The 23,146-nt window shown below is 35.8% G+C and carries 28 protein-coding genes and 1 riboswitch; of the genes, 3 read left to right on the forward strand and 25 right to left on the reverse strand.

Going from position 1 to position 23,146, the window contains the following annotated elements; all coding sequences use genetic code 11:
- Positions 1-71: 71 nt before the first annotated feature.
- The 5 genes from GJE18_RS12190 to csoR all read right to left on the reverse strand — a co-directional run bounded on the left by GJE18_RS12190 (position 72) and on the right by csoR (position 3,331).
- Positions 72-212, reverse strand: a complete 141-nt coding sequence (locus GJE18_RS12190; protein WP_086375151.1) for an Lmo0850 family protein — start codon at positions 210-212, stop codon at positions 72-74.
- A gap of 84 nt (positions 213-296) precedes the next feature.
- The gene (locus GJE18_RS08375; protein ID WP_168429053.1) at positions 297-2,477 is read right to left on the reverse strand and encodes a heavy metal translocating P-type ATPase; all 2,181 of its coding nucleotides are present in this window, start codon (positions 2,475-2,477) and stop codon (positions 297-299) included.
- Between the two features lie 124 nt (positions 2,478-2,601).
- Positions 2,602-2,805 (reverse strand): heavy-metal-associated domain-containing protein, encoded by a 204-nt coding sequence (locus tag GJE18_RS08380; RefSeq protein WP_107368555.1) that lies wholly within the window; start codon positions 2,803-2,805, stop codon positions 2,602-2,604.
- Positions 2,798-3,031 carry a putative copper chaperone CsoZ gene (gene csoZ / locus GJE18_RS08385; RefSeq protein WP_060551526.1) on the reverse strand — a complete coding sequence of 78 codons (234 nt, stop codon included), beginning with the start codon at positions 3,029-3,031 and terminating at the stop codon, positions 2,798-2,800. Before csoZ ends, GJE18_RS08380 begins: the two co-directional genes overlap by 8 nt.
- 12 nt (positions 3,032-3,043) lie before the next feature.
- Complete coding sequence (gene csoR / locus GJE18_RS08390; protein WP_107368554.1) at positions 3,044-3,331, reverse strand: copper-sensing transcriptional repressor CsoR; 288 nt, start codon at positions 3,329-3,331, stop codon at positions 3,044-3,046.
- 135 nt (positions 3,332-3,466) lie between these two features.
- Between csoR and cls the strand changes: the two genes are divergently transcribed.
- Positions 3,467-4,957, forward strand: a complete 1,491-nt coding sequence (gene cls, locus GJE18_RS08395; RefSeq protein ID WP_198648141.1) for a cardiolipin synthase — start codon at positions 3,467-3,469, stop codon at positions 4,955-4,957.
- A gap of 12 nt (positions 4,958-4,969) precedes the next feature.
- Positions 4,970-5,602, forward strand: coding sequence for an HD domain-containing protein (locus tag GJE18_RS08400; RefSeq protein WP_060551528.1), 633 nt, complete (start codon positions 4,970-4,972; stop codon positions 5,600-5,602).
- Positions 5,603-5,649: 47 nt separating this feature from the next.
- Here the strand turns inward: GJE18_RS08400 and yidC are convergent, their stop codons facing one another.
- The 7 genes from yidC to GJE18_RS08435 form a co-directional block, all read right to left on the reverse strand.
- Entirely contained in the window at positions 5,650-6,516 is an 867-nt protein-coding gene (gene yidC / locus GJE18_RS08405) for a membrane protein insertase YidC (RefSeq protein WP_060551529.1), read from the reverse strand.
- A gap of 88 nt (positions 6,517-6,604) precedes the next feature.
- Entirely contained in the window at positions 6,605-7,243 is a 639-nt protein-coding gene (gene thiE / locus GJE18_RS08410; RefSeq protein WP_060551530.1) for a thiamine phosphate synthase, read from the reverse strand.
- Positions 7,240-8,037 (reverse strand): hydroxyethylthiazole kinase, encoded by a 798-nt coding sequence (gene thiM / locus GJE18_RS08415; RefSeq protein ID WP_060551531.1) that lies wholly within the window; start codon positions 8,035-8,037, stop codon positions 7,240-7,242. Before thiM ends, thiE begins: the two co-directional genes overlap by 4 nt.
- 1 nt (position 8,038) lies before the next feature.
- Positions 8,039-8,845 carry a bifunctional hydroxymethylpyrimidine kinase/phosphomethylpyrimidine kinase gene (gene thiD / locus GJE18_RS08420; RefSeq protein WP_107368553.1) on the reverse strand — a complete coding sequence of 269 codons (807 nt, stop codon included), beginning with the start codon at positions 8,843-8,845 and terminating at the stop codon, positions 8,039-8,041.
- Positions 8,838-9,527, reverse strand: a complete 690-nt coding sequence (tenA, locus tag GJE18_RS08425; protein ID WP_060551533.1) for a thiaminase II — start codon at positions 9,525-9,527, stop codon at positions 8,838-8,840. Before tenA ends, thiD begins: the two co-directional genes overlap by 8 nt.
- 65 nt (positions 9,528-9,592) lie before the next feature.
- Positions 9,593-9,692, reverse strand: a riboswitch (TPP riboswitch).
- An 84-nt stretch (positions 9,693-9,776) separates the two neighbouring features.
- Positions 9,777-10,520, reverse strand: a complete 744-nt coding sequence (locus GJE18_RS08430; protein WP_107376517.1) for a LysM peptidoglycan-binding domain-containing protein — start codon at positions 10,518-10,520, stop codon at positions 9,777-9,779.
- A gap of 613 nt (positions 10,521-11,133) precedes the next feature.
- Positions 11,134-11,520 (reverse strand): single-stranded DNA-binding protein, encoded by a 387-nt coding sequence (locus GJE18_RS08435; RefSeq protein WP_060551535.1) that lies wholly within the window; start codon positions 11,518-11,520, stop codon positions 11,134-11,136.
- A gap of 165 nt (positions 11,521-11,685) precedes the next feature.
- Between GJE18_RS08435 and GJE18_RS08440 the strand changes: the two genes are divergently transcribed.
- Positions 11,686-12,126: a YwpF-like family protein gene (locus GJE18_RS08440; RefSeq protein ID WP_060551536.1), complete on the forward strand. Its 441-nt coding sequence runs from the start codon at positions 11,686-11,688 to the stop codon at positions 12,124-12,126.
- 231 nt (positions 12,127-12,357) lie between these two features.
- On the opposite strand, the gene fabZ is transcribed toward GJE18_RS08440, so the two are convergent.
- From fabZ to wecB, 13 genes are all read right to left on the reverse strand, one after another.
- Positions 12,358-12,798 carry a 3-hydroxyacyl-ACP dehydratase FabZ gene (gene fabZ, locus GJE18_RS08445; RefSeq protein ID WP_060551537.1) on the reverse strand — a complete coding sequence of 147 codons (441 nt, stop codon included), beginning with the start codon at positions 12,796-12,798 and terminating at the stop codon, positions 12,358-12,360.
- Positions 12,799-12,987: 189 nt separating this feature from the next.
- Entirely contained in the window at positions 12,988-14,259 is a 1,272-nt protein-coding gene (gene murA, locus GJE18_RS08455; protein ID WP_165804949.1) for a UDP-N-acetylglucosamine 1-carboxyvinyltransferase, read from the reverse strand.
- An 82-nt stretch (positions 14,260-14,341) separates the two neighbouring features.
- Positions 14,342-14,575 (reverse strand): DUF1146 family protein, encoded by a 234-nt coding sequence (locus GJE18_RS08460; protein WP_037567490.1) that lies wholly within the window; start codon positions 14,573-14,575, stop codon positions 14,342-14,344.
- 250 nt (positions 14,576-14,825) lie between these two features.
- Entirely contained in the window at positions 14,826-15,230 is a 405-nt protein-coding gene (locus GJE18_RS08465; protein WP_037567489.1) for a F0F1 ATP synthase subunit epsilon, read from the reverse strand.
- 21 nt (positions 15,231-15,251) lie between these two features.
- Positions 15,252-16,664, reverse strand: a complete 1,413-nt coding sequence (atpD, locus tag GJE18_RS08470) for a F0F1 ATP synthase subunit beta (protein ID WP_037567485.1) — start codon at positions 16,662-16,664, stop codon at positions 15,252-15,254.
- 24 nt (positions 16,665-16,688) lie between these two features.
- Positions 16,689-17,555 (reverse strand): ATP synthase F1 subunit gamma, encoded by an 867-nt coding sequence (gene atpG / locus GJE18_RS08475; protein ID WP_037567483.1) that lies wholly within the window; start codon positions 17,553-17,555, stop codon positions 16,689-16,691.
- Positions 17,556-17,589: 34 nt separating this feature from the next.
- Positions 17,590-19,098 carry a F0F1 ATP synthase subunit alpha gene (atpA, locus tag GJE18_RS08480; protein ID WP_060551540.1) on the reverse strand — a complete coding sequence of 503 codons (1,509 nt, stop codon included), beginning with the start codon at positions 19,096-19,098 and terminating at the stop codon, positions 17,590-17,592.
- A gap of 27 nt (positions 19,099-19,125) precedes the next feature.
- Positions 19,126-19,665, reverse strand: a complete 540-nt coding sequence (locus tag GJE18_RS08485) for a F0F1 ATP synthase subunit delta (protein WP_107368550.1) — start codon at positions 19,663-19,665, stop codon at positions 19,126-19,128.
- The gene (locus tag GJE18_RS08490) at positions 19,665-20,171 is read right to left on the reverse strand and encodes a F0F1 ATP synthase subunit B (RefSeq protein WP_037567555.1); all 507 of its coding nucleotides are present in this window, start codon (positions 20,169-20,171) and stop codon (positions 19,665-19,667) included. Before GJE18_RS08490 ends, GJE18_RS08485 begins: the two co-directional genes overlap by 1 nt.
- 309 nt (positions 20,172-20,480) lie before the next feature.
- On the reverse strand, positions 20,481-20,693 hold the full coding sequence (gene atpE / locus GJE18_RS08495; RefSeq protein WP_037567480.1) for a F0F1 ATP synthase subunit C: 213 nt from the start codon (positions 20,691-20,693) through the stop codon (positions 20,481-20,483).
- Between the two features lie 39 nt (positions 20,694-20,732).
- Entirely contained in the window at positions 20,733-21,452 is a 720-nt protein-coding gene (atpB, locus tag GJE18_RS08500; protein WP_037567478.1) for a F0F1 ATP synthase subunit A, read from the reverse strand.
- An 18-nt stretch (positions 21,453-21,470) separates the two neighbouring features.
- Complete coding sequence (locus tag GJE18_RS08505; protein ID WP_306418269.1) at positions 21,471-21,884, reverse strand: ATP synthase subunit I; 414 nt, start codon at positions 21,882-21,884, stop codon at positions 21,471-21,473.
- A gap of 110 nt (positions 21,885-21,994) precedes the next feature.
- Positions 21,995-23,134 carry a non-hydrolyzing UDP-N-acetylglucosamine 2-epimerase gene (gene wecB, locus GJE18_RS08510; protein ID WP_107368549.1) on the reverse strand — a complete coding sequence of 380 codons (1,140 nt, stop codon included), beginning with the start codon at positions 23,132-23,134 and terminating at the stop codon, positions 21,995-21,997.
- Positions 23,135-23,146: the final 12 nt, after the last annotated feature.

Raw genomic sequence — 23,146 nt, forward strand, 5'->3', positions numbered from 1 at the left:
TTGTGATATGATTCTCGCTATATCCGTGATCTACACCAAGATAATCACAATGATTTAATGTCGTGCTTTGACTACTTTAGTTTCTCAGTTGCAGGTTTTGCATTGGGAAGTGATCGCATAATATCCAATCGTGATTTTGTTTTTTTAACTTTAACCCCAATTGATGATAACATATGGACCACATTTTGAATTCTTTCATTCTGTTTTGCCATATTATCACCCCGCATATGTCTAACTTCTCTTACATCATACCCTACTTTATTACATATGACTACAATAAATTGAAATTTTTTAATTTATTTTTGAATACGTTTTAAACGTAATGCGTTTAATACGACTGAGACAGAACTAAAAGCCATCGCAGTTCCTGCAACCCAAGGCGCTAGAAATCCTGCGGCTGCAATAGGAATGCCAATGATATTATAACAAAAAGCAAAAAATAAATTTTGTTTAATATTCTTAATAGTTAATTCACTTAATTTTAATACTTCAGGTATTTGTGAAATGTGGTTGTATACTAACGCAACATCTGATGATTCAATCGCGATGTCTGTTCCTGATCCCATCGCAATACCAATATCACTTTGAATTAATGATGGGGCATCATTAATTCCATCTCCAACCATCATCACTTTATGATTGTCTTCTTGCAATGTTTCGATGATTTTTGCTTTTTCGTTAGGTTTTACATTTGCAAAAGTACGTTGAATACCTAATTCTCTTGCAATGGCCTCAACTGTCATTTGACTATCGCCGCTTAGCATAACCACTTCATAATGTTGACGTAATTGGCGTATCGTCTCTTTTACTTTTGGTTTAGGTTCATCTCTTAAAGCAATCATCATTGCCAATTTTTGTTTAATTTGTACACCGATGACCGTTGCACCTTTACTTTCTAACTGATGTTGTTGTTGCTTCATGTCCTCTGTCAATGTTATTTCTGATGCAATAAAAGATAGTGATCCTATACGAATTGAACTGCCATCTATCATTCCAGAAATACCATTTCCAATATGCGTTTCATAATTTTTTATTGCTACATTTTTGGCATCTTTAAAGTGCGAAACAAGTGCATGAGACAGAGGATGTTCAGATTGAGATTCTAAACTTTTAATATAATCATCGATATGTGGCACACGTTCAAATTCAATAGTGTCTACAACTTCAGGAGCGCCCTTTGTAAGGGTTCCGGTTTTATCGAAAACAATTGTATCAATTTGACGTGTTTGTTCTAAACTTTCTGCTGATTTAAATAAAATACCTGATTCAGCAGCACGCCCAGATCCAACCATAATGGATGTAGGTGTCGCTAAACCTAATGCACAAGGACAAGCAATGACAATCACCGCGATAAAAATTTCAAGTGATCGCGTAAAATCAAATGAAGTTAAAATGAAAAACCATAACAGAAACGCAAATAGCGCGATGCCCACTACTGTTGGAACAAAAATGTTAGATATTTTATCTGCTAAACGTTGGATTTGAGGTTTTTTCGTTTGTGCCTCTTCAACAACTTTAATAATTTGATTGAGTACTAAATCATCTCCAACATGTGTCACTCTCGCTTTGATAAAGTTGGCCTGATTTAATGTACTTCCAATAATAGAATCACCTATCGTTTTATCTACAGGTATGCTTTCACCAGTAATCATAGATTCATTAATTGACGTGGAGCCTTCAATGATTTCTGCATCTAGCGGTATATAGGTACCACTTTTAATATGAATAATATCTCCGACTTGTATTTGGTCAATAGATAAATTGACAACTTCCCCATGTTTTTCAACCAATGCATCTTTCACTTGCAATGCAGCTAGTTTTTTTATTGCATCACTTGCATGTCCTTTGGCTCTCTTTTCAAAATATTTTCCAAGGAGAATGAGTGTAATGAGGACCGCACTCGTCTCAAAGTAAAGCGGTACATGCCCTGGATGACCTTGGTGTAAAATCATCATGTAAAAACTATAAAAATAAGCTGCTGATGTACCCATTGCCACCAAAACATCCATATTTGCGCTTTTATTTTTTAAAGCTCGCCATGCACCGAAATAAAATTGACCACCTAATATAAATTGAATGGGCGTAGCCAATGCAAGTTGAAATAAAGGATGCATCAACAATTCTGGCACAGGTATAAAGTCTAGGAATGTAAAATGTGCAAACATTGTGTATAACAGAGGTAAAGCTAACAACGCTGACAACAGAAATTTATTTCGTTGTTTTTTTAATTCTTGATGTTCCCGTTTTGAAATGTGATTATCTTTTTCAATTTCATGTGCTTCAAATCCTATATTTGAAATTTTTTCAAAGATTGCTGCTCTATCAATTTGTTTAGGGTTATATTTAACTGTCGCTTTCTCCATAACAAGGTTAACTGTTGCTTCTTCAATAGCCGCTTCTCGATTCAGTACACGTTCTATGCGTGTCGCACACGCAGCACAATGCATCCCTGAAATTTGATATGTTTCTTCTTTCATTATGACAACCTCCTATACCTATATAGGGTATATGAATCCTTAAAATGATAGAGGGCAGACCAATCATTTGCCTACCCCCTTCTAAATAGGAACTGAATTCATTTCAGTACATTCAACATAAATTTTATTTCACTTCATAACCTGCATCATAAATACGTTGTTTCACATCATGAAGCGCACCATCATCAGTAAGTTCCACTTCCACTTGATTCTCGTCTGGTGATGCAATGACAGACAATACTTCTTTGTTACCTTTAACTGCATCCTCAACAGCCGCCTTACAATGATTACATGTCATACCTTCAACATTAATAGTGTGTTTATCCATGTTCTCTCTCTCCTTTTTTCGTTCGTAATACTTTAAAACCTGAGTCATAAATCTCTTTTTCTAACGTATTCAAATTAATAGGCGTTTCATATCGAAGTGTGATGCACTTTAAATCACTATCGATACTTACTTCTTTAACCCCAATCATTTCATTCAAACGTTGTACAAGATGTGTTTGATATTGCTCATTTCTTAAATCTTCTACATACACACGATCGACTTGCATAGTATCCTCCAACTAGTCTTTCATTAATTTTTGAAATGTGACAAGCAACTCTTCCATTGCTTCTTCTTCATGGCCATCCTCAATTTTCTTTGTAATACAGCCTTTCATGTGATAGTCAAGCAACCTCGTCGCAACGCTATTCAAAGCTGAACGTGTCGCTCTAATTTGAGTCAAGACATCATCACAATAAACATCTTCATCAATCATGCGATTAATTGCACGAACTTGTCCTTCAATACGATTCAATCGTGAAGTTAAGTTCTTTTTAATCTCATCAGAATGATGTGCGTGTTCATTCATAGGCAGCACCTCCATGCTTACTTTCAAAACTATTATATACCCCTATGCGGTATATGTCAAATGCGTAAATTTTCCGTGATTTCATGAATAAATGATATAATTATTTAAAATCATACATCCAAAGGAGGGTTAAAAATGGAGGATTTAAACAATGCATACGTCATAGATGGCAGTATGGTATTTACCTATATATTTATCGCTTTATTCCTATTAAATATTTCTTTTGTTTTCACAATTATTTTTATGGAACGTCGAAGCGCAGGCTCAATATGGGCTTGGATTTTAGTCTTATCTTTATTTCCTATTTTAGGGTTCATACTCTATTTACTATTTGGACGTCAAATTCAGCGTAAATCCATTTTTAAAGTGTCAGAAAAAGACCAAAAAGGATTAACTCAGCTTGTCAATCAACAACTCAAAGCTTTAAAAAATGATCATTTTGATCCTGAAAACCCACATGTAAAAAAATACAAATCAATGATACGTGGGTTGCTTTATAACAATGCTGCCTTTTACACGAATCAAAATAAAATTGATGTGCTGCTCGATGGAGAACAAAAATTCAACCAACTTAAAGAAGATATACGCAATGCAAAATCGTATATACATATACAATATTACATCTTTCGTAAAGATGCTTTAGGTAAGAGCATTATTGATTTACTTGAAGAGAAGTTGGAAGAAGGTTTAGAAGTCAAAATGCTATATGATGATATTGGCTCGAAAGGCTTATCTTTAAGAGATTTGAAGTCATTTAAGAAAAAAGGTGGTCTAGTTGAAGCTTTCTTCCCTTCTAAATTACCAGTTATTAATTTTCGTATGAACAATCGAAATCATCGAAAAATCGTTGTTATAGATGGCAAAATAGGTTATGTTGGTGGATTTAATGTTGGGAATGAGTATTTGGGTTTATCAAAAAAATTTGGTAATTGGAGAGATACCCATTTAAGAATTGAAGGTGAAGCTGTACACGCCTTACAATTGCGTTTTATTTTAGATTGGAATTCTCAATCATCGCGTCATGATATTGAACATCATGAAAAATACTTTCCAAAAGTACACCTCCAAAATAATGACAACATAGGTGTTCAAATTGCATCTAGTGGACCGGATGAATTTTGGGAGCAGATTAAATATGGATACTTAAAAATGATAAATATGGCAAAAAAAGATATATACATTCAAACACCCTATTTTGTCCCTGACCAATCGTTTATAGATGCGTTACAAATCGCCGCTTTAGGTGGCGTGAACGTACATTTAATGATACCGAACAAACCCGATCATCCGTTTGTATATTGGGCGACTTATAAGAATGCTGCTTCATTATTAGAGGTCGGTGCGAAAGTTTATCTGTATGAAGATGGTTTCTTACATGCAAAAACATTAACCATCGATGATGAAATCACAAGTGTGGGTACGACCAATATGGATAATCGCAGTTTCGTCTTAAATTTTGAAGTGAATGCATTTGTATATAACGAAAGTGTCGCAACACAATTACGGGAGAGTTTTGAGCAAGATTTAAAAAAATGTTCTGTACTTACCCCAGAGCGGTATGCACAACGTAGTCTTGTTATAAAATTTAAAGAGTCAATCAGTCAATTACTTTCACCAATTTTATAAGGAGGATTACCTATGACGGCAAAGCAATGTGAACAAGCCTATCATTATATGGTTCACATACACGGTCAAGATACGACTGGTCATGATATTGCGCATGTACGACGTGTCGTTTCACTTGCAAAATGTATAGCTCATGATTATGACAATATCAATCATTTTGTTATTGAAATGGCAGCACTACTTCATGACACAGTTGATGATAAATTACCACATTCTGAAGCGTGTTCGACACTTTCGTCATTTTTAAAACAAATAGGTGTTTCACCTGAAGATCAACAACATATTATGTATATTATCAATCACATGAGTTTTCGCAAATCCAGAGAAGGTCATTCCTTAAAAACGTTAGAAGCTCAGATTGTTCAAGATGCCGATCGTCTAGATGCCATTGGTGCTATTGGGATAGCCCGTACGTTTCAATTTGCTGGGCATTTCAATGAACCGATGTGGACCGATGAAATCCCGCATTCAGATTTATCACGCATTGATTTAACTACCATTCAACCTTCTGCAATCAAACATTTCTATGAAAAATTATTGAAACTTAAAGATTTAATGAATACGCCTAAAGGTAAAGAAATAGCACTTGAACGACATAAATTTTTAGAATTGTTTTTAAAACAATTCTTTGATGAATGGGTCTAAAAAAATAACCATCTCACCGTAAAAGGTAAGATGGTTATTTTTTGTAATTATTTTTTCTTCTTTTTAGATACGACTTGCGTATTTTTACCTGTTTTCTTATTCGCTTTTTTTTCTTCTTCGAATTTGCGAATCATCGGTGCAACTTCTTCTAACGCTTTTTTACCGTAAATCTTGTTTGCAACGTATGTTTGTACCACTAGGAATGCCGCAGAAACAGACCAATATAAGCCCAATGCTGCTGCAGAACTAAATGAGATCCAAACAATCATTATTGGTGAGATAATCATCATCATGATTGCCATTTGACGTTGCTCTGGTGGCATATGCATACTTGAAACATAGGCTTGAATGAAGTATAACACACCGGCAATAATCGTAATCCAAATATCAGGTTTATCCAATTGGAACCATAAGAAGTCAGAGAATTTAGTAATACCGCCACCTGAAGGATATTTTAAAACAAAGAATAAAGCCATGACAATCGGCATTTGCAAAATAAGTGGAAGACATCCTAACATACTTGCAACTGGGTTCATGTCATATTTTTTATATACTTTCGATACTTCTTGTTGAGCAGCAATTCTATCTTCTGCTGTGCGTGCACGTTTCATTTTTTCTTGCGCAGCAGTCATCTCTGGTTTTGCTATTTTCATTTTTTCACGCATCATGTGCATGTTTTTATAGTTTGATAACATGAATGGGAGTAATACGATACGTACTACAAGAACGATAATAACGATGGCTAAACCATAGTTATTATTTAAATGATCACCTAGCCAATGGATAAGTTGATCCATTGGGGAAACAAACGTGTTGTAAAAGAAGCCAGTACGATTTTCAGGCTTGCTATAATCACATCCAGCTAATAACAGAACGACCCCTAATAGTGTCGCCAATAGCGCTTTGTTCTTCATTTTTCCACCTCTAAAGATATATTCACATAAATGATATTTTATCACACATCTGAGTTGTGTGGAAACATAAACAAAAATAAAAATGATTTTAGTTGAAATACTGTAAATATCGTGACACAGTATTTTCAATATTTGCGCTATGTGTGATGGACGAAATCGTAGCAATGCCATCTGCACCATTCTTTTTCAATGATGCAACGTTTTCTTCGGTTATGCCACCAATGGCGACGATTGGTATCGATTCATCATAATTACGCATACGACGAATCATTTCTACGCCTCCAGGTTGTTTGGCATCTCTCTTGGTTGACGTTTGATATACGGGGCCGACACCTATATAATCAACGTGCGTTAAATCAGATTGATCATACTCTTGAAAATTACTGATACTTAATCCAATAATTTTATTATGACTTTTACTAATAAAGGATTCAATTTTGGCATCATCTTGGCCTACATGAATACCATCAGCACCAATTTTTAAAGCTAGTTCTACATCATCGTTAACTATAAACGGTACATGATACGCATTACAAAGTTTCATTAAAGCAATTGCTTCTTGTTCCTTATCCTCCCCTTTTAAAGATGAAGGTCCTTTTTCTCGAAATTGAAACATTGTAATCCCCGCTTCAAGCGCTACCTTTAGTTTCTCTTGTAAAGTCCCTTTTTTTACATCTTGCGTACCAGCTATAAAATAAACACGTAATTGTTCCCTTTCAAACTTCATGTTTCTTTCACTTCTCTCTTTTTAATTTCCTGGTGATAGGATGCATCATCTACTTGATTTAAAGCATTAATAAATGACACTAAGAATGTTCCTGGTAAATCTGCCCCTAAACTTAGCTCTGCATGTTCAGCCGCTATGTTATATATTGAGACTGCTTCAATTAAAGCTTCAATATTAGGATGTTTTTGACGTAATAAAAATGATGCAACTATGGCACCTAATAAACACCCTGCGCCAGTGATTTTAGTTAATAAAGGTGAACCGTTAGTGAGTTCAATGATTTGATGGTCTTGCACAATGACATCATTTTTTCCAGTAACGATAATGGCTGCATTGTATTTTTCATACGCTTTTAAAGCAATCTGAACATGATCTATATTTGCAGCGCTATCCGTCCCCTTCATCGTCGTTTCCGCGTCAACTAATGTAAGTATTTCTGAGGCATTACCTTTAATCACATCGACATCAACTTGATTTAAAAATTGTTGGCAGTAGTCTTTACGAAATTGTGAGGCACCCACAGCAACAGGATCAAACACTATAGGAACCCCTAAATCATTCGCTTGTTTTGCTATTTCTAACATATCAGCCCCAGTTTGACGTGTCAGCGTTCCAATGTTGATTAATAATCCTTCTGTGACTTTAAAAAAATCTTTTGCTTCTTCAGGTGCCTCACTCATTGCAGGACTTGCACCTATAGATAGTAAGCCATTAGCCGTAAAATTTTTAACAACATCATTCGTATAACAGACGATGAGTGGGTTTGTCTCTCTCACTTTGGATAAATAACTCAATTTAATCCCAACCTTTCTCCCGTTGATAAGCAAAATGATTTACAGGGCCTCTTCCTTTACCTATTTCTGGTGTATATTGAATGGCTTTAGAAATAAAATTTTTCGCTTTAGCTACTGCATCAATTATGGAGTTACCTTTAGCTAATTCTGCCGTTATCACAGCTGAAAATGTGCACCCAGTTCCATGCGTGTGTCGTGTAGGGAAACGTTCACTTGTAAATTGTGTTACCCCATCTTTAGTCACGAGATAATCTGTAGCATTACCCTTTAAATGCCCCCCTTTTAAAACGACACCTTTAGCACCAATATCTTTAATAAAAAACTGGCCAGCTTTAAACAAAGCCGTTTCCGTATCTAACGTCATTTGCGTTATTTCTTCGGCTTCAGGTATGTTGGGTGTGGCAACATCTGCTAATGGTAAAAGTGTTGATTTTAAATCTCGACGGACCTGTTCAGACATTAAGGCATCGCCACTTTTTGCCACCATCACAGGATCTATGACGTATGGTATCGTACTTTTTTTAACATACGATGCTATTAACGCCATCATTTCAGGTGTTGGAATCATACCTGTTTTCATCGCATGTGGTGGCGCGTCCATAAAAATACTCTCGAGTTGTTCTTCAAGCCACGACGTATCTAAGTTGTGTATATGTTGTACACCTAAGGAATTTTGAGCAACAATACTCGTGATTGCTGCCATGCCATAAACCCCACATGCATGAAATGATTTTAAATCAGCCATGACGCCTGCGCCCCCTGATGGATCCGTGCCAGCGATGGTTAACGCAATATTCAGCTTATTCATATGTCTCTCCTCCAAATGCCCAATGTTCTTGTGTATATGCCATATTAAAGAAATTACGTTCATGGACAGTACTTTCTAAAAAATTTCTCTTTAATTGTTGTTGTGCGTTATTTGATGTATTCTCTGCACAATGATTTAACCAATGATCAATATGATTCATTAAATCATCCATACCTTTTGCATAAAATTCAAACCACGCTTTAAGTGGATGGTTAGAGGAAAAATGATGTTCACGCATCGCGCGTTGACCAATTTGTTGGTAAACATATGGGCATGGTGCCATTGCAGCAATTGTATATGCGACATCATCAAAATGATATGCATTAAAATACATATGTTTAATATAATGATCTGCTGTTGGATACCATTCGCCTTCTTGAATAATTTCATTATATGATAAATTTACATAATCTGCGAGAATATGATGTGCGTCAACTTCACCTGACGATGCAAAAATAATTTGTTCTGTAAGAAATTGAATCTCTTCTTTTGAATCTACCTTAGGTATTAACAAAGCATAAATTTTAGCAAACTCAAATAAATAGCGTGCGTCTGCCTTTAGATAATGTTGAATTGCATTTTTAGAGATATCACCCTTTAACATACCTTGAATAAAGCCATCATGGTAAATCGCATCAATAATAGGTTGTGCCTCTTGCTTTAGATTTTCAGAAAATGACATAATAATCTCCTTTCTCAATAAAAAAAGACTACTAAAAATAGTAGCCTAGTCATTATTAAAAGGATTTAATGCCTACGCTACTTCCCTACGTTAGTGTTAACTATATCAGGTTCAAAGGGTCCGAATGTAATTCATCTCAGCCATATGGCTCCCCTAGTAGTCTTTGTATTATTTAATAACAACGTAACAAAACACTTTACAAATAGCAATAAAAAAAGCACCGACATATGTCGATGCGTTTGATGTTGTTTACCACCATCCGTTAGCTAAACGGAATTGAATTGCACGGTCTACAGAACCATAGCGTGAATTTGCATAATTAATCATACCTTGCGTTTGAGTAGCTACACTACCTGTACCCCAAGCTTCTTTCGTTTGACCTAATCCTCTGTAACCATAAGGGCTTACAATGTTAGGGTTACCACCTGATTCTGGCATAACGATAGAATTCCACATCGCTGCTGTACCACCAGCATTAATAAATTGTTGATATACAGATCCTGAACCGGCTGTAGTTCTTGGTGCTTGATAGCTAGAAGTTGTTTGTGTTTGAACATTTGAATATGAAGACGCTGAATATTGTGCTACAGGTGCAGCGTACGTTTCATAAGATTGTGTTGATGTGTATTGAGTAGGAGCTGTATAGTAAGCAGCTGCATTGTATGATGACGTGTTATATGTAGTCGTATGATATGCAGTTGGTAAAATAAAATCTTGTGTCGCATGGTAACCATGTGCTGCAGCCGCATCTTCAGTCACGTATAATTTCTCTCCTGCAATAATTAAATCAGACTCTAAGTTATTCCATGTTTTTAATTGTTCTACAGTAACATCATATTTTTTTGCAATTTTATTTAAAGTGTCACCCCATTGAATCACATGGACACCTTCATGAATTTGTAATTGATCTTGATTTGCTGCTTCAGCATTAGTAGCAAATTGTGCTGCCGCTAATAAACCTACTGTTGATGTTGCTAAAAGTAATTTTTTCATTTAGTAATCCTCCAGTAATTGGTATAAAAATTTGTTATGTTCACAAATAATATAGCACCAGTCTTTTTCAATCACATGACAAAAATATTAAATTAACGCCCATTTATATTACAAAACCATTACAATTAGGTTGTTGCATGTAACGATTCAACTCATAAATGATTACAAAAAATAAAATTCTCATTAAATAAATCCGGTTAATCACTTAAATGGCAAACAGTTACTTAAGATGTAATGATATAGAAATAAGATCAAGATCAACATCGTATTTATATCTTAAAAGCCTCCAATACTTATAATCATAAATATTGGAGACTTGATAGGGTTAGTTCACAGTGGCAACACATTTAAAATATTGAGTAATAAATATACGTTGTTTTGAAAAAGTAAATATATGAAATAACATAAACGAGGGGTTATCATCTGTGACTTATATACGAATAATTCATATACGTCAACTTGATATAACAGTGATTGTAAGGATGTAGCTCTGTTGAGAAAATATCTTATTGGATACATTGGGTGGAAGATAAAAACTAAATTTAATTGGAGTTATTATAAGTTAGATAAAATAAATATGGAGTGTGTGATTGGATTTCAGACAAATTGAATATTAATCATTGGACAAATTTGAATTTAGGGATGGTTTTAATAACGGATGAGATGAAAGGTTCTGAATGTGTGCAATCACCAATTCTGTAGTGTACCGCCATTCGCCTTCTTTTTCGTATCTCCTTGATTGGATATGTCCGTTGAGAGCGATGAGATCTTCATGTTGGTAAAAATCATGAATCGATTGAGCGATAGCACCAAAAGCTTTACAATTTAGAAAATCATAAATTGGCTTATCTTGCTTACTTTTGTAATCACGTTCAATTTTAATTGTAAAAGTAACAAATGGAGTATCATGCGTATCATAATAATTAGGAGATTTTATAATGATACCGATTGCTTGAAACTGGTTGATCGTTGTCACCTCCTCTCTTGATGTATATAGCATACGCGTTGCACCGAATCTAAGGCAAGCCTAATAATATTAAATTTATACCTGTTACACCCTTAATTTTTATAAAGATTTTGGAATTTCCATAAAGAATTAAGTTATAATAAACTATAAATGAACATATTTCGTAAAGTTGAAAAAAGTTTTGAGGGGGTTGCATCAATGAAGACATTTAAAGCAGTACGCTTTCAAATTGTTACGGAAAATGGCACAGTGACAGAATACGAATTAAAAGACGGCGTGATAATAAATAAAGAAAACAGTGGTACGGGATGGTTATTAGAAGTGGTTATCTCTGATATTCACCTTGAAGAAATGGAAGCTTATATGGCATCAGAAACATTATTAGATATTAGAGTTGTCATTACGAGACCATCAAATGATCCAGCCTTATTCGATGCAACGATTAAACATATTACCCCACTTAAAGATACCATTTCAATTGTATTTGAATGTCATATTTACACATTACGTCAAGTTTATGCTGAAAATTTATTAGAACAACTCGTTGGTGAAGGCCTTGAAGGTGAAGCGCTCATTAAAACGTTTAACCGAATGATGCAATCCAAACCAAGACTTAAAGATGAACGCCAAGAAGATTAAAGAAGACATTATCCATTTGCAATATCCTATATAGCCACGCATGATTGAATTTCATGTGTGGCTTTTAATTAATGCTCATTTGATGTACATGATATTCTAGACTTGTTGTTTTTTACTCTTATTAAATTTTTAATACTAATGACTTTTACGATTTAACATCATTATTATCTTAATTTTAGAAAAAACTATAAAAAAGCGGAACTGTAGTCCACACAGTCTCCGCTTTACAAATTATTGAGGGTCTTGTAATGCAAACGTTAATTCACATTGACAAGCCACTTGCCCATTTACGGTAGCCTTAGCTGTCCCTTTACCGATTGGCCCTTTAATTTTCGTAATTTCTACTTCTAATTTTAGAGTATCTCCTGGCACCACTTGTTTTTTAAAGCGACATTTATCGATACCTGCAAATAAAGCTAATTTACCTTTATTCTCTTCACTATTTAACATAGCTACAGCACCAGTTTGTGCAAGTGCCTCTGTAATCAATACGCCTGGCATCACAGCATAATTCGGAAAATGACCTTGGAAAAAAGGTTCATTACCGGAAACCTGCTTAATTCCTACACAACGTTGACCTGGCTCATACTCAACCACTTTATCAATAAGCAAAAATGGCTGACGATGTGGAATAATTTGTTTGATTTCATTGTAGTCGAAAATAGTTTCCATTATGAATTGCCTCCAATTAACGCTCGAAAATTTTCCCAAAAATGAGGATTAAGCGCATTCAATATATTATCTTGATTTATTAAAAATCCTATCATTAATCCAATAAAAAATAAAACAACTGCAATTAAAATAAATAAGGTAAGCTGAATACTTACAGATTTTTGGATATTGATCCAAACTGATGACAAGTTATTTTTTCGCATTGATACGTTGAATATCTGCGCCCAAAGCTTTTAATTTACCATGGAAATTAACATAGCCACGATCTAAATGGTTGAGTTCTGTTACAGTTGTTTCACCTTCCGCAACTAATCCAGCTAATATTAACGCAGCAGCAGCTCTTAAATCTGTTGCTTTTACTTGTGCCCCTTGAAGTTCACTTTTCCCTTCAATTTTTGCACTGCGACCTTCTACTGAAATTTGAGCGTTCATACGTTTAAATTCACCCACGTGCATAAAACGGTTTTCGAATACTGTTTCTGTGATCACTTTATGCCCTTCAGCAGTCAATAATAAAGCCATCATTTGTGATTGCATATCAGTTGGAAATCCTGGATGTGGTAATGTTTTAATGTCTACTGGATTAAGCTGTTCAGGCGCTGTCACACGAATACCATCCTCTTGATATTCAAGATTGACACCCATTTCTTCTAGCTTATAAACTAAGCTTGTCATATGCTCTTGTATGGCACCCTTAACAAATATGTCTCCACGCGTAATTGCCGCAGCAATCATAAACGTACCTGCTTCAATTCGGTCAGGAATAATAGCATGTTGAACCCCGGTTAGTGCATCTACACCATTAATAATAATGGTGTCCGTACCAGCACCTTTGACATCGCCACCCATTTCATTTATGTAGTTGGCTAAATCTACAATTTCAGGCTCTCTAGCGACATTCTCAATAACCGTACGCCCTTGAGCTAAAGATGCAGCCATCACAATGTTTTGCGTTGCTCCAACACTTGGAAAATCTAGGTGAATATCACTTCCGATTAATCCATGTGGACATTCAGCATAAATATAACCAGCCTCTTGATGAATTTCAGCACCTAATGCTTCAAATCCTTTGAGGTGTTGTTCAATCGGTCTAGAACCGATAGCACAACCACCAGGCAATGCTACTTTAGCTTTACCAAGACGTGCTAATAATGGTCCCATCACTAAAATGCTTGCTCGCATTTTGCTTACATATTCATATGGTGCTTCTTCTTTTAATTCTTTCGAAGCATCGACAGTAACTGATTGTTTCTTTTCATTATATTTTACTTTCGCATTGAGCACATTTATGACATTGTTAATCGTTTCAACATCACTTAAAGCAGGCACATTGATAAGCTCACTTTTACCTTTACTCGCTAATAACGATGCTGTAATAATAGGTAAAACTGCATTTTTAGCTCCTTCAACTTGAACTTCCCCTTTTAGGGTATTGCCGCCTTTTACAATAATTTTATCCATGTTATTTACATCCTCCACTATTTACACACTTACATAATTAATTATAAACTTCTTGCAATACGCTTAAACTTATCTCATTCATTTATTTGATTAAATATTGAATTTGAGTTGAAAATTGTAATAAATCAATTATAAAGTTACTCATACTCGTCCCTAGTAAAATTGCGATAAATATGAGGGCAACTTGAACTTGTTTTGGGTAACCTTTTTTAAACAATTGGTCTAACCGTAGCGCATTGATGCTCCAATACGCAATACATATACAGATGACATGTAGTATGAGATGTACAATTGCAAATTGTCCTAAATATTCCATTTTAAGATGCTACCCCTTTAAAGTTAATCTTATTCAATTTTACATGATTTACGTATGAATTCCCAATGTAATCCTTCCAATATATGGTTTCAACTTCCCTCTTTTTTAAGATTCGCATAGATAATATCATACGACTTTTCCAAAGATTTGTATATACAATTAATCAAAATAACATGATATTTGTTTATAAATGGACAGTATGTAAATATGTTAAAACCCACTAGTACATACCAGTGGGTTTTATAATAAATTATTTAAATTTAGCAACTTCGATACGATTTTCTGCACGTTTTAACGCACGTTCTGCACGTTTTAGGTCTGTATCTTCTTTATCTCCATCAAGATAAAACGTTGCACGTTGTTTTGCTGATTTCGCACGCTCTAAGTCTATATCTTCAGCTGATTCAGCTGATTGTACAAGGATATTAACTTTTTCTTGACGTATTTCTGCAAAACCTTCAGTTACAGCTATATAGTCGGATTGACCATTGCACTTAACTTTAATATGTCCAATGCGTAATGGCGCAACCGTCGGAATGTGACCATGCATCACACCCATTTCGCCTGCTGTTGTTTGTAAGACAACAATTTCCACATTGTCTTGTTTATAAACAGAACCATTAGGAGTGACGATATCTAAGGTTAATGTATTCATTATCCAAGCCTCCTAATCGTATTAAACTTCAACACCCATGTCTTTTGCTTTTGCAAGCACATCATCAATACCACCAACAAGACGGAATGCATCTTCAGGAATGTGGTCATATTTACCATCTAAAATTGCTTTAAAGTCTTGAACCGTATTTTTAACTGGTACATAAGATCCTTTTTGACCTGTAAATTGTTCCGCTACGTGGAAGTTTTGAGATAAGAAGAATTGAATTCGACGCGCGCGTTCAACCGTTTTCTTATCTTCATCAGAAAGTTCATCCATACCTAGAATTGCGATAATGTCTTGTAATTCACGGTATTTTTGTAATGTAGATTGAACTTGACGTGCTACTTCATAGTGCTCTTGACCGACAATTGTTGGCTCTAATGCGCGTGATGTAGAAGCTAATGGGTCAACCGCTGGATAGATACCCATTTCACTTAATTTACGCTCTAAGTTCGTTGTTGCATCTAAGTGCGCAAACGCTGTTGCTGGAGCTGGGTCAGTATAGTCATCGGCTGGTACGAATACCGCTTGAATTGATGTAACTGAACCTTTATTCGTTGACGTGATACGTTCTTGTAATTGACCCATTTCTGTAGCTAATGTTGGTTGGTAACCAACGGCAGATGGCATACGTCCAAGAAGTGCTGATACCTCAGAACCTGCTTGTGTAAAACGGAAAATGTTGTCAATGAAAAGTAATACGTCTTGACCTTGCTCATCACGGAAATATTCAGCCATTGTCAATCCAGAAAGTGCAACACGCATACGTGCACCAGGTGGTTCATTCATTTGACCGAATACCATCGCTGTTTTCGCAATTACGCCACTATCTTTCATTTCATAATATAAATCGTTACCTTCACGTGTACGTTCACCTACACCGGCAAATACAGAAATACCACCGTGTTCTTGCGCGATGTTATTGATTAATTCTTGAATTAATACTGTTTTACCTACACCGGCACCACCGAATAATCCGATTTTACCACCTTTAATATAAGGTGCAAGTAAATCTACTACTTTAATACCTGTTTCTAAAATTTCAACTTCAGTTGATAATTCGTCAAATTGAGGCGCTTGACGGTGAATTGGATCACGACGCACAGAGGCATCGATTTCTGGATCAAGGTCAATTTTATCTCCTAATACGTTGAATACACGTCCTAAAGTCGCGTCACCAACTGGAACACTAATCGGTGCACCAGTGTCTTTAACTTCAGCACCACGTTGAACTCCATCTGTTGAGTCCATCGCAATAGAACGGACAACATCGTCACCTAAATGTAACGCTACTTCTAAAGTAAGTTGTTCTGTCTTACCATCTCTCGTCACATCAATAACTAGTGCGTTGTTAATGTTTGGAATTTCATTATGGTCAAAACGCACGTCAATGACTGGCCCCATGACCTGAGTTACACGGCCTAATCCCATGTTAGTTCCTCCTTATTATTAAACTTATTCTAATGCTGCTGCGCCACCAACAATCTCAGTGATTTGTTGTGTAATCGCTGCTTGTCGCGCACGGTTGTATTGTAATGATAAATCGTCAATTAAATCTGTTGCGTTGTCTGTAGCATTCTTCATCGCATTCATACGAGACGCATGTTCACTTGCTTTGGCATCTAAAATCGTTCCATAAATTAAACTTTCAATATATTGCGGTAACAGCACTTTTAATATTGATTCTTTATCTGGCTCAAATTCGTAAGATGACATTGCACCATGTCCTAAAGAAGAATCTTCTGGTGATAATGGCAACAGTTTTTTACTTTTTGGTGTGTTTTCAATCACACTGACATAATGGCTATAATAGACGTTTAATTCATCAATTTCCTCTTCACTGTATAAATCAACGGCACGTGTCGCAATGGATTGAATTGCTTTGAAAGAAGGTTGATCTGGAATATCAGTGAGTCCATTCTCAACCGTATAACCGCGATTCTCTAAAAATGAAATACCAATTTTACCAAGTACAATTAAACGATATTCGTCTTTACTGTTATGACGTTTCTCGATATCACGAATCATTTTCTTCAGTACATTAGCACTATATGCACCTGCTAATCCACTATCACTTGTAATGACCATATATCCTACACGCTTAACTTCACGCTGATTTAACATAGGATGGTTGGTTGTTGCATTTGAACCAGCTATAGCTGTGATTGCATCTTCCATTTTTTCCATGTACGGTCGGAATTGTTTCGTGTTACGTTCTGCCTTACGAAGCTTAGAGTTAGAAACCATGTTCATCGCACTTGTGATTTGTTTCATCTTTTTAGTTGATTTTATTCGTGAATCTATTTCTTTTAAAGAAGCCACTATCTCACCACCTTATCTCATCATATATTTGACATTATTCGGATTTTTTAAAGCTTTGTTTAAAAGCATTAATTGCTTTTTCAAATTTCTCATCTGCAGGTAAGCCACCTGTTTCACGAATTTCTGTGAAAATGTCATTCGCATTACCTTTTGTCCATTCGATAATTTCAGCTTCAAAACGTGTAATGTCTTCTACTGGAATATCATCTAAGTAACCTCGAGTTAATGCGTAAATGATTAAAACTTGGTGTTCAACAGGAAGCGGTTTGTTTTGGTCTTGTTTTAATACTTCAACCGTACGCTTACCTCTTTCAAGTTTTTTTGCAGTTGCTTCATCTAGATCAGAACCAAACTGTGCGAATGACTCAAGCTCACGATAAGATGCTAAGTCTAGACGTAATGTACCTGCTACTTTTTTCATTGCTTTGATTTGTGCTGAGCCCCCAACACGTGATACTGAAAGACCCGCATTAATCGCTGGACGCACACCTGAGAAGAACAAGTCTGATTGTAAGAAGATTTGTCCATCAGTAATTGAGATAACGTTTGTTGGTACGTATGCAGAAATGTCACCTGCTTGTGTTTCAACGAATGGTAAAGCAGTAATAGAACCGCCACCTAAATCGTCATTTAATTTAGCAGCACGCTCTAATAAACGGCTATGTAGGTAGAATACATCACCTGGGTAAGCTTCACGACCTGGCGGACGACGTAATAATAATGATAATTCACGGTAAGCAGCGGCTTGTTTCGTTAAATCATCATATACTACTAATACGTGTTTGCCATTAAACATAAACTCTTCTGCCATAGAAACACCCGCGTATGGCGCGATATATAACATTGGTGATGGTTGAGCTGCAGAAGCTGAAACAACAATTGTATAATCTAATGCGCCTGCTTGACGTAACTTCTCAACTGAAGCACGTACTGTAGACTCTTTTTGACCAATTGCGACATAAACGCAAATCATATCTTGATCTTTTTGGTTTAGAATTGTATCAATTGCTACAGTTGTTTTACCCGTTTGACGGTCTCCGATAATTAACTCACGTTGACCACGACCGATTGGAACTAATGCGTCGATGGCTTTAATTCCAGTTTGTAATGGCTCATCAACTGATTTACGAGCCATAACGCCTGTCGCTTTTTTCTCGATAGGGCGTGTTTTAGTCGTATTTAATGGACCTTGTCCATCGATAGGTTGGCCGAGTGGGTTAACAACACGACCGATTAATTCTTCACCTACAGGCACTTCCATAATACGCCCTGTACGTTTAACTTCAGCACCTTCAGTAATATCATCGTAAGGTCCTAAAATAACAACACCTACGTTTGTTTCTTCTAAGTTTTGTGCTAATCCAAGAACGCCGTTATGGAATTCTAATAATTCGCCAGCCATAACATCGTTAAGTCCATGAACCAATGCGATACCGTCACCAATTTGGATAACTGTCCCTACATCAGTTACAGACATTTCAGACTCATAATTCTCAATTTGAGAGCGAAGTAATGCACTAATTTCCTCAGCTTTTATGGCCATCTATGTCACTCCTCTTTCATTTCGTATTTAATGTGCGCTACTGAATCTTCTAGCTAATTGTTCGAGATCATTTTGTACACTTCCATCGTATACTTTTGTACCGATTTTAACTTTAACACCGCCGATGAGTGATGTATCTACTGAAGTATGCACTTTTAGATCTTTTAAACCTGTACGTTTTACTAACGCTTCTTTTATATGTTCTACTTCTGCATCAGATAATGGGCGTGCAGAAACGAGATATGCATCATCTAACCCATGAAATTCATTATAATGATTTTCAAATGCCTTAAACACATCACCTAATAATGATAAGTTACGATGGCTTGCCATAACCTTTAATGTGTTCATTAAGTATGGATGTACGCCATTAAATACATTTGAAACTAATGTTTGTCTTTCATCTAAAGTGAATTTAGGTTCTAAATCAATGAAATGTAATCTTGAACTTTCACTTTGAATACTTGTATTAATCTCAGTGAAATCTTTATAAATCTCTGAAAGCACTTCAGCCTTAATAGCAACGTCAAAAAGGGCTTGGGCATATTTTTGAGCAACTTGCGCCATTATTTATCCCCTACCTCTTTAATGTACTTGTCAATAAGGTCTTTTTGATCTTGCTCAGAAATTTCTTTACGTAACACTTTAGAAGCAATTAACACAGAAAGTTCAGAGACTTGACTATTAATTTCAGCTAATGCACGTTCTTTTTCACTCTTGATTTCACTTTGAGCCGTTTCGATCATACCATTCGCACGTTGGTTCGCTTCATGAAGAATTTCTTCTTGTTGGCGTTGCGCTTGTACTTTAGCTTCTTCAAGCATTTTATGTACTTGATCTTGTGTTTCTTTTAACGTTTTTCTATTTTCTTCTTCTAGACGTTGCGCATTCATTTTTGCACGTTCTGCATCATCAATATCTTGATTGATTGAATGCTCACGATCGTCCATAACCTTTTTAAGTGGGCCCCATGCAAACTTTTTAAGTAGGAAAAGTAAGATGACGAACGTAAAAATCGTTACAAGAATGTCACCAATATTTACACCACCGGCACTAGCTGCAAAGGTTAACATGTTGGTTGTCAATTTGCTGTACACTCCTTTCAATCATTTCATCCATAAATTACAAAACTACCACATCACGATTGTAAATGTGTTCTATCCATCGTATAAAGATGAATGTTAAACAATTTGTAATTCAATAATATGCAAGCCTCACCTTGCACTTACGTATCACTATATTGCTTTATCGAATAAGGTTTACCACCATTTAAATAACAAATGAGATTTATAAACCATAAAATTTAGGGCGGGGAATAATAATATGATTTAACCCCGCTCAGGAAACCTTAATGATTATGAAAATGAAATCCATTCAATAGATTAGCTGAATAATACGATGAATGTAATAACTACACCAATGATTGGAAGTGCCTCAACTAAACCGATACCGATGAACATGATTGACATTAATTGTGTACGTGCCTCTGGTTGACGTGCTACACCTTCTACTGTTCTTGAAACGATTAAACCGTTACCAATACCTGCACCAAGTGCTGATAAACCAATTGCGATTGCTGCTGCGATTAAACTCATTATATAAATCCTCCTAATTTGTTAAGTTATAGTTTTATTTTAATGGTTATCTGCCACTTTGTGTGACATATATACCATTGTTAACATGATAAAGATATAAGCCTGGATTGCACCTACGAAGATTGAGAAACCTTGCCATACAATTAAGCCTGGAATACCGATAATCCAACCAAATGCGCTAAACGTCACTCCTGCAAGTAATCCTAATAAAATCTCACCTGCAAAAATGTTACCGTAAAGACGAAGTCCTAATGTTAATGTAGAAGCAAATTCTTCAAATACATTAATAATAACTAATGCTGGATATGGTTGGACATAGTTATGAAGGTAAGCTTTTGTACCTCGCATTTTAACACCGTAGTAATGTGTAAGAATGACCATCATCGTAGCAAGTGTTAAAGTAACATGAGGGTCTGCTGTTGGTGATTTCCACCATAAATAGTGGTTTGCCAACAATTGAAATGGTAGACCTAGCATATTCGCTACAAAAATAAATAAAATTAATGTAACTGCTAAGAAGTGAAAGTGTCCTCCCTTAGACCATGCCATGTTACTTTCAATGATGCCTCGAACAAAATCGAATACCCATTCGATAAAGTTTTGTGCACCTTTAGGTCTTTTCTGAAGATTTCGTGTACATAAGACTGCAATCGTAAACACGATAATTGCTGTGATGATTAACATCATTACCGTCGATAAGTTAAAGTTAATATCTAATCCTAGAAAATGCCAAGTTACTATTGGACTTTTATGACCCATCTAAAATTTCACCTCTTTTCAATTAGAGTTACGTGTGTCCTTCTTAATCAAAGGACGAAAAATCATAAAAACATATGAAACCATTAGCCCTACAAGCACACCGATGATATGTATCTGTTCTTGAAACGCAACCCAAGTTGCACAAGCGAGAATTGCTATGAAATAACGCCAATTTCCACCTGTTGAAATGGACCCTACTCGTGTTTGTTTCGCACGATGCAAGTAATATTCAAAGATGATTGTATTAAACGTTGAAGCAAGTAAGCCCACCATTAATCCAAGAACAAAAGCGTGGTGTACCCAAAAATAAAGCATAATGAGGCCTACCCAGAGGCAAATGTAATATGTCAAAAACGGCTGTGTACAATTATAAAAACGTACCATAATGAACCTCTTTTCCACTTTTAGGAACATATATGAAAGCCGTTCCATGCATACAACTTTCATAATAATATAGGGGCAAAAGCGTGTCAATTATGCATTTAACAGGACTGACATCTATAAATCGAGTTGTCACAAAATTGACACATTTGATTTTACCTCTATGCTTCAGGTTGGAATGGTTCCGGCTTAGAATCCGATAAACCAAAATAGTATTGAATATGGTCACAAATTCTTTTAGATGCGCGACCGTCACCATAAGGGTTTTGAGCAATGCTCATTTTTTTATAGAGCGCTTCATCAGTTAATAGTGCTTTCGTATATTGATAAACATCTTCCTCATGAGTCCCAGCTAATTTTAATGTGCCAGCTTCAACACCTTCAGGACGTTCTGTCGTATCCCTTAAGACTAATACAGGCTTTCCTAACGAAGGAGCTTCTTCTTGAACACCACCAGAATCCGTTAAAATCAAGTGAGATTGATGTGCAAAATTATGAAAATCAACAACCTCAAGCGGCTCAATCAGTTCAATACGATCATGATTGCTAAGATGCTTGTATGCAATATCTCTCACTTTAGGGTTTTTATGCATAGGATAGACGATAACCGCATCTTCAATATCTTCAACGATTCGTCTTGCCGCTTTGAATATATTTTCCATCGGCTCTCCAATATTTTCTCGACGATGAGATGTTAATAATATAATGCGTTTATCTTGATGACGTTGGATTATGTCTGATTCATACTGTTCGTTAATTGTGGTATGCATTGCATCAATCGCTGTATTACCTGTAACGACTACAGATTTCGGATCTTTATTTTCGTTTAATAAATTCATCTCCGCTTGATGCGTCGGAGCAAAATGTAGATCTGCCATGATACCTGTCATTTGTCGGTTCATTTCTTCAGGAAATGGCGAATATTTTTGCCAAGTTCTTAATCCCGCTTCGACATGACCTATACTGATTTCGTTATAAAAGGCAGCTAAACTACCTGCAAACGTCGTTGTCGTATCACCGTGTACTAAAATCATATCAGGCTTCACTTCTTTAATAACGCCTTCAAGCCCCGTTAAAACGCGTGAAGTTACTTCAGACAAGGTTTGTCCAGGTTTCATCACATTTAAATCGTAATCAGGTTCAATATTAAATGTTTGTAAAACAGAATCTAACATTTCACGGTGCTGTGCCGTTACAACTACAATAGGTTCTAAATGAGGCTCTTGTTTAAGTTGTAGTACTAGCGGTGCCATTTTTATTGCTTCTGGACGCGTTCCAAAAATCGTCATAATCCTTTTCATTGAATAAGCGCT

This window comes from Staphylococcus agnetis (assembly GCF_011466855.1).
Classification (GTDB): domain Bacteria; phylum Bacillota; class Bacilli; order Staphylococcales; family Staphylococcaceae; genus Staphylococcus; species Staphylococcus agnetis.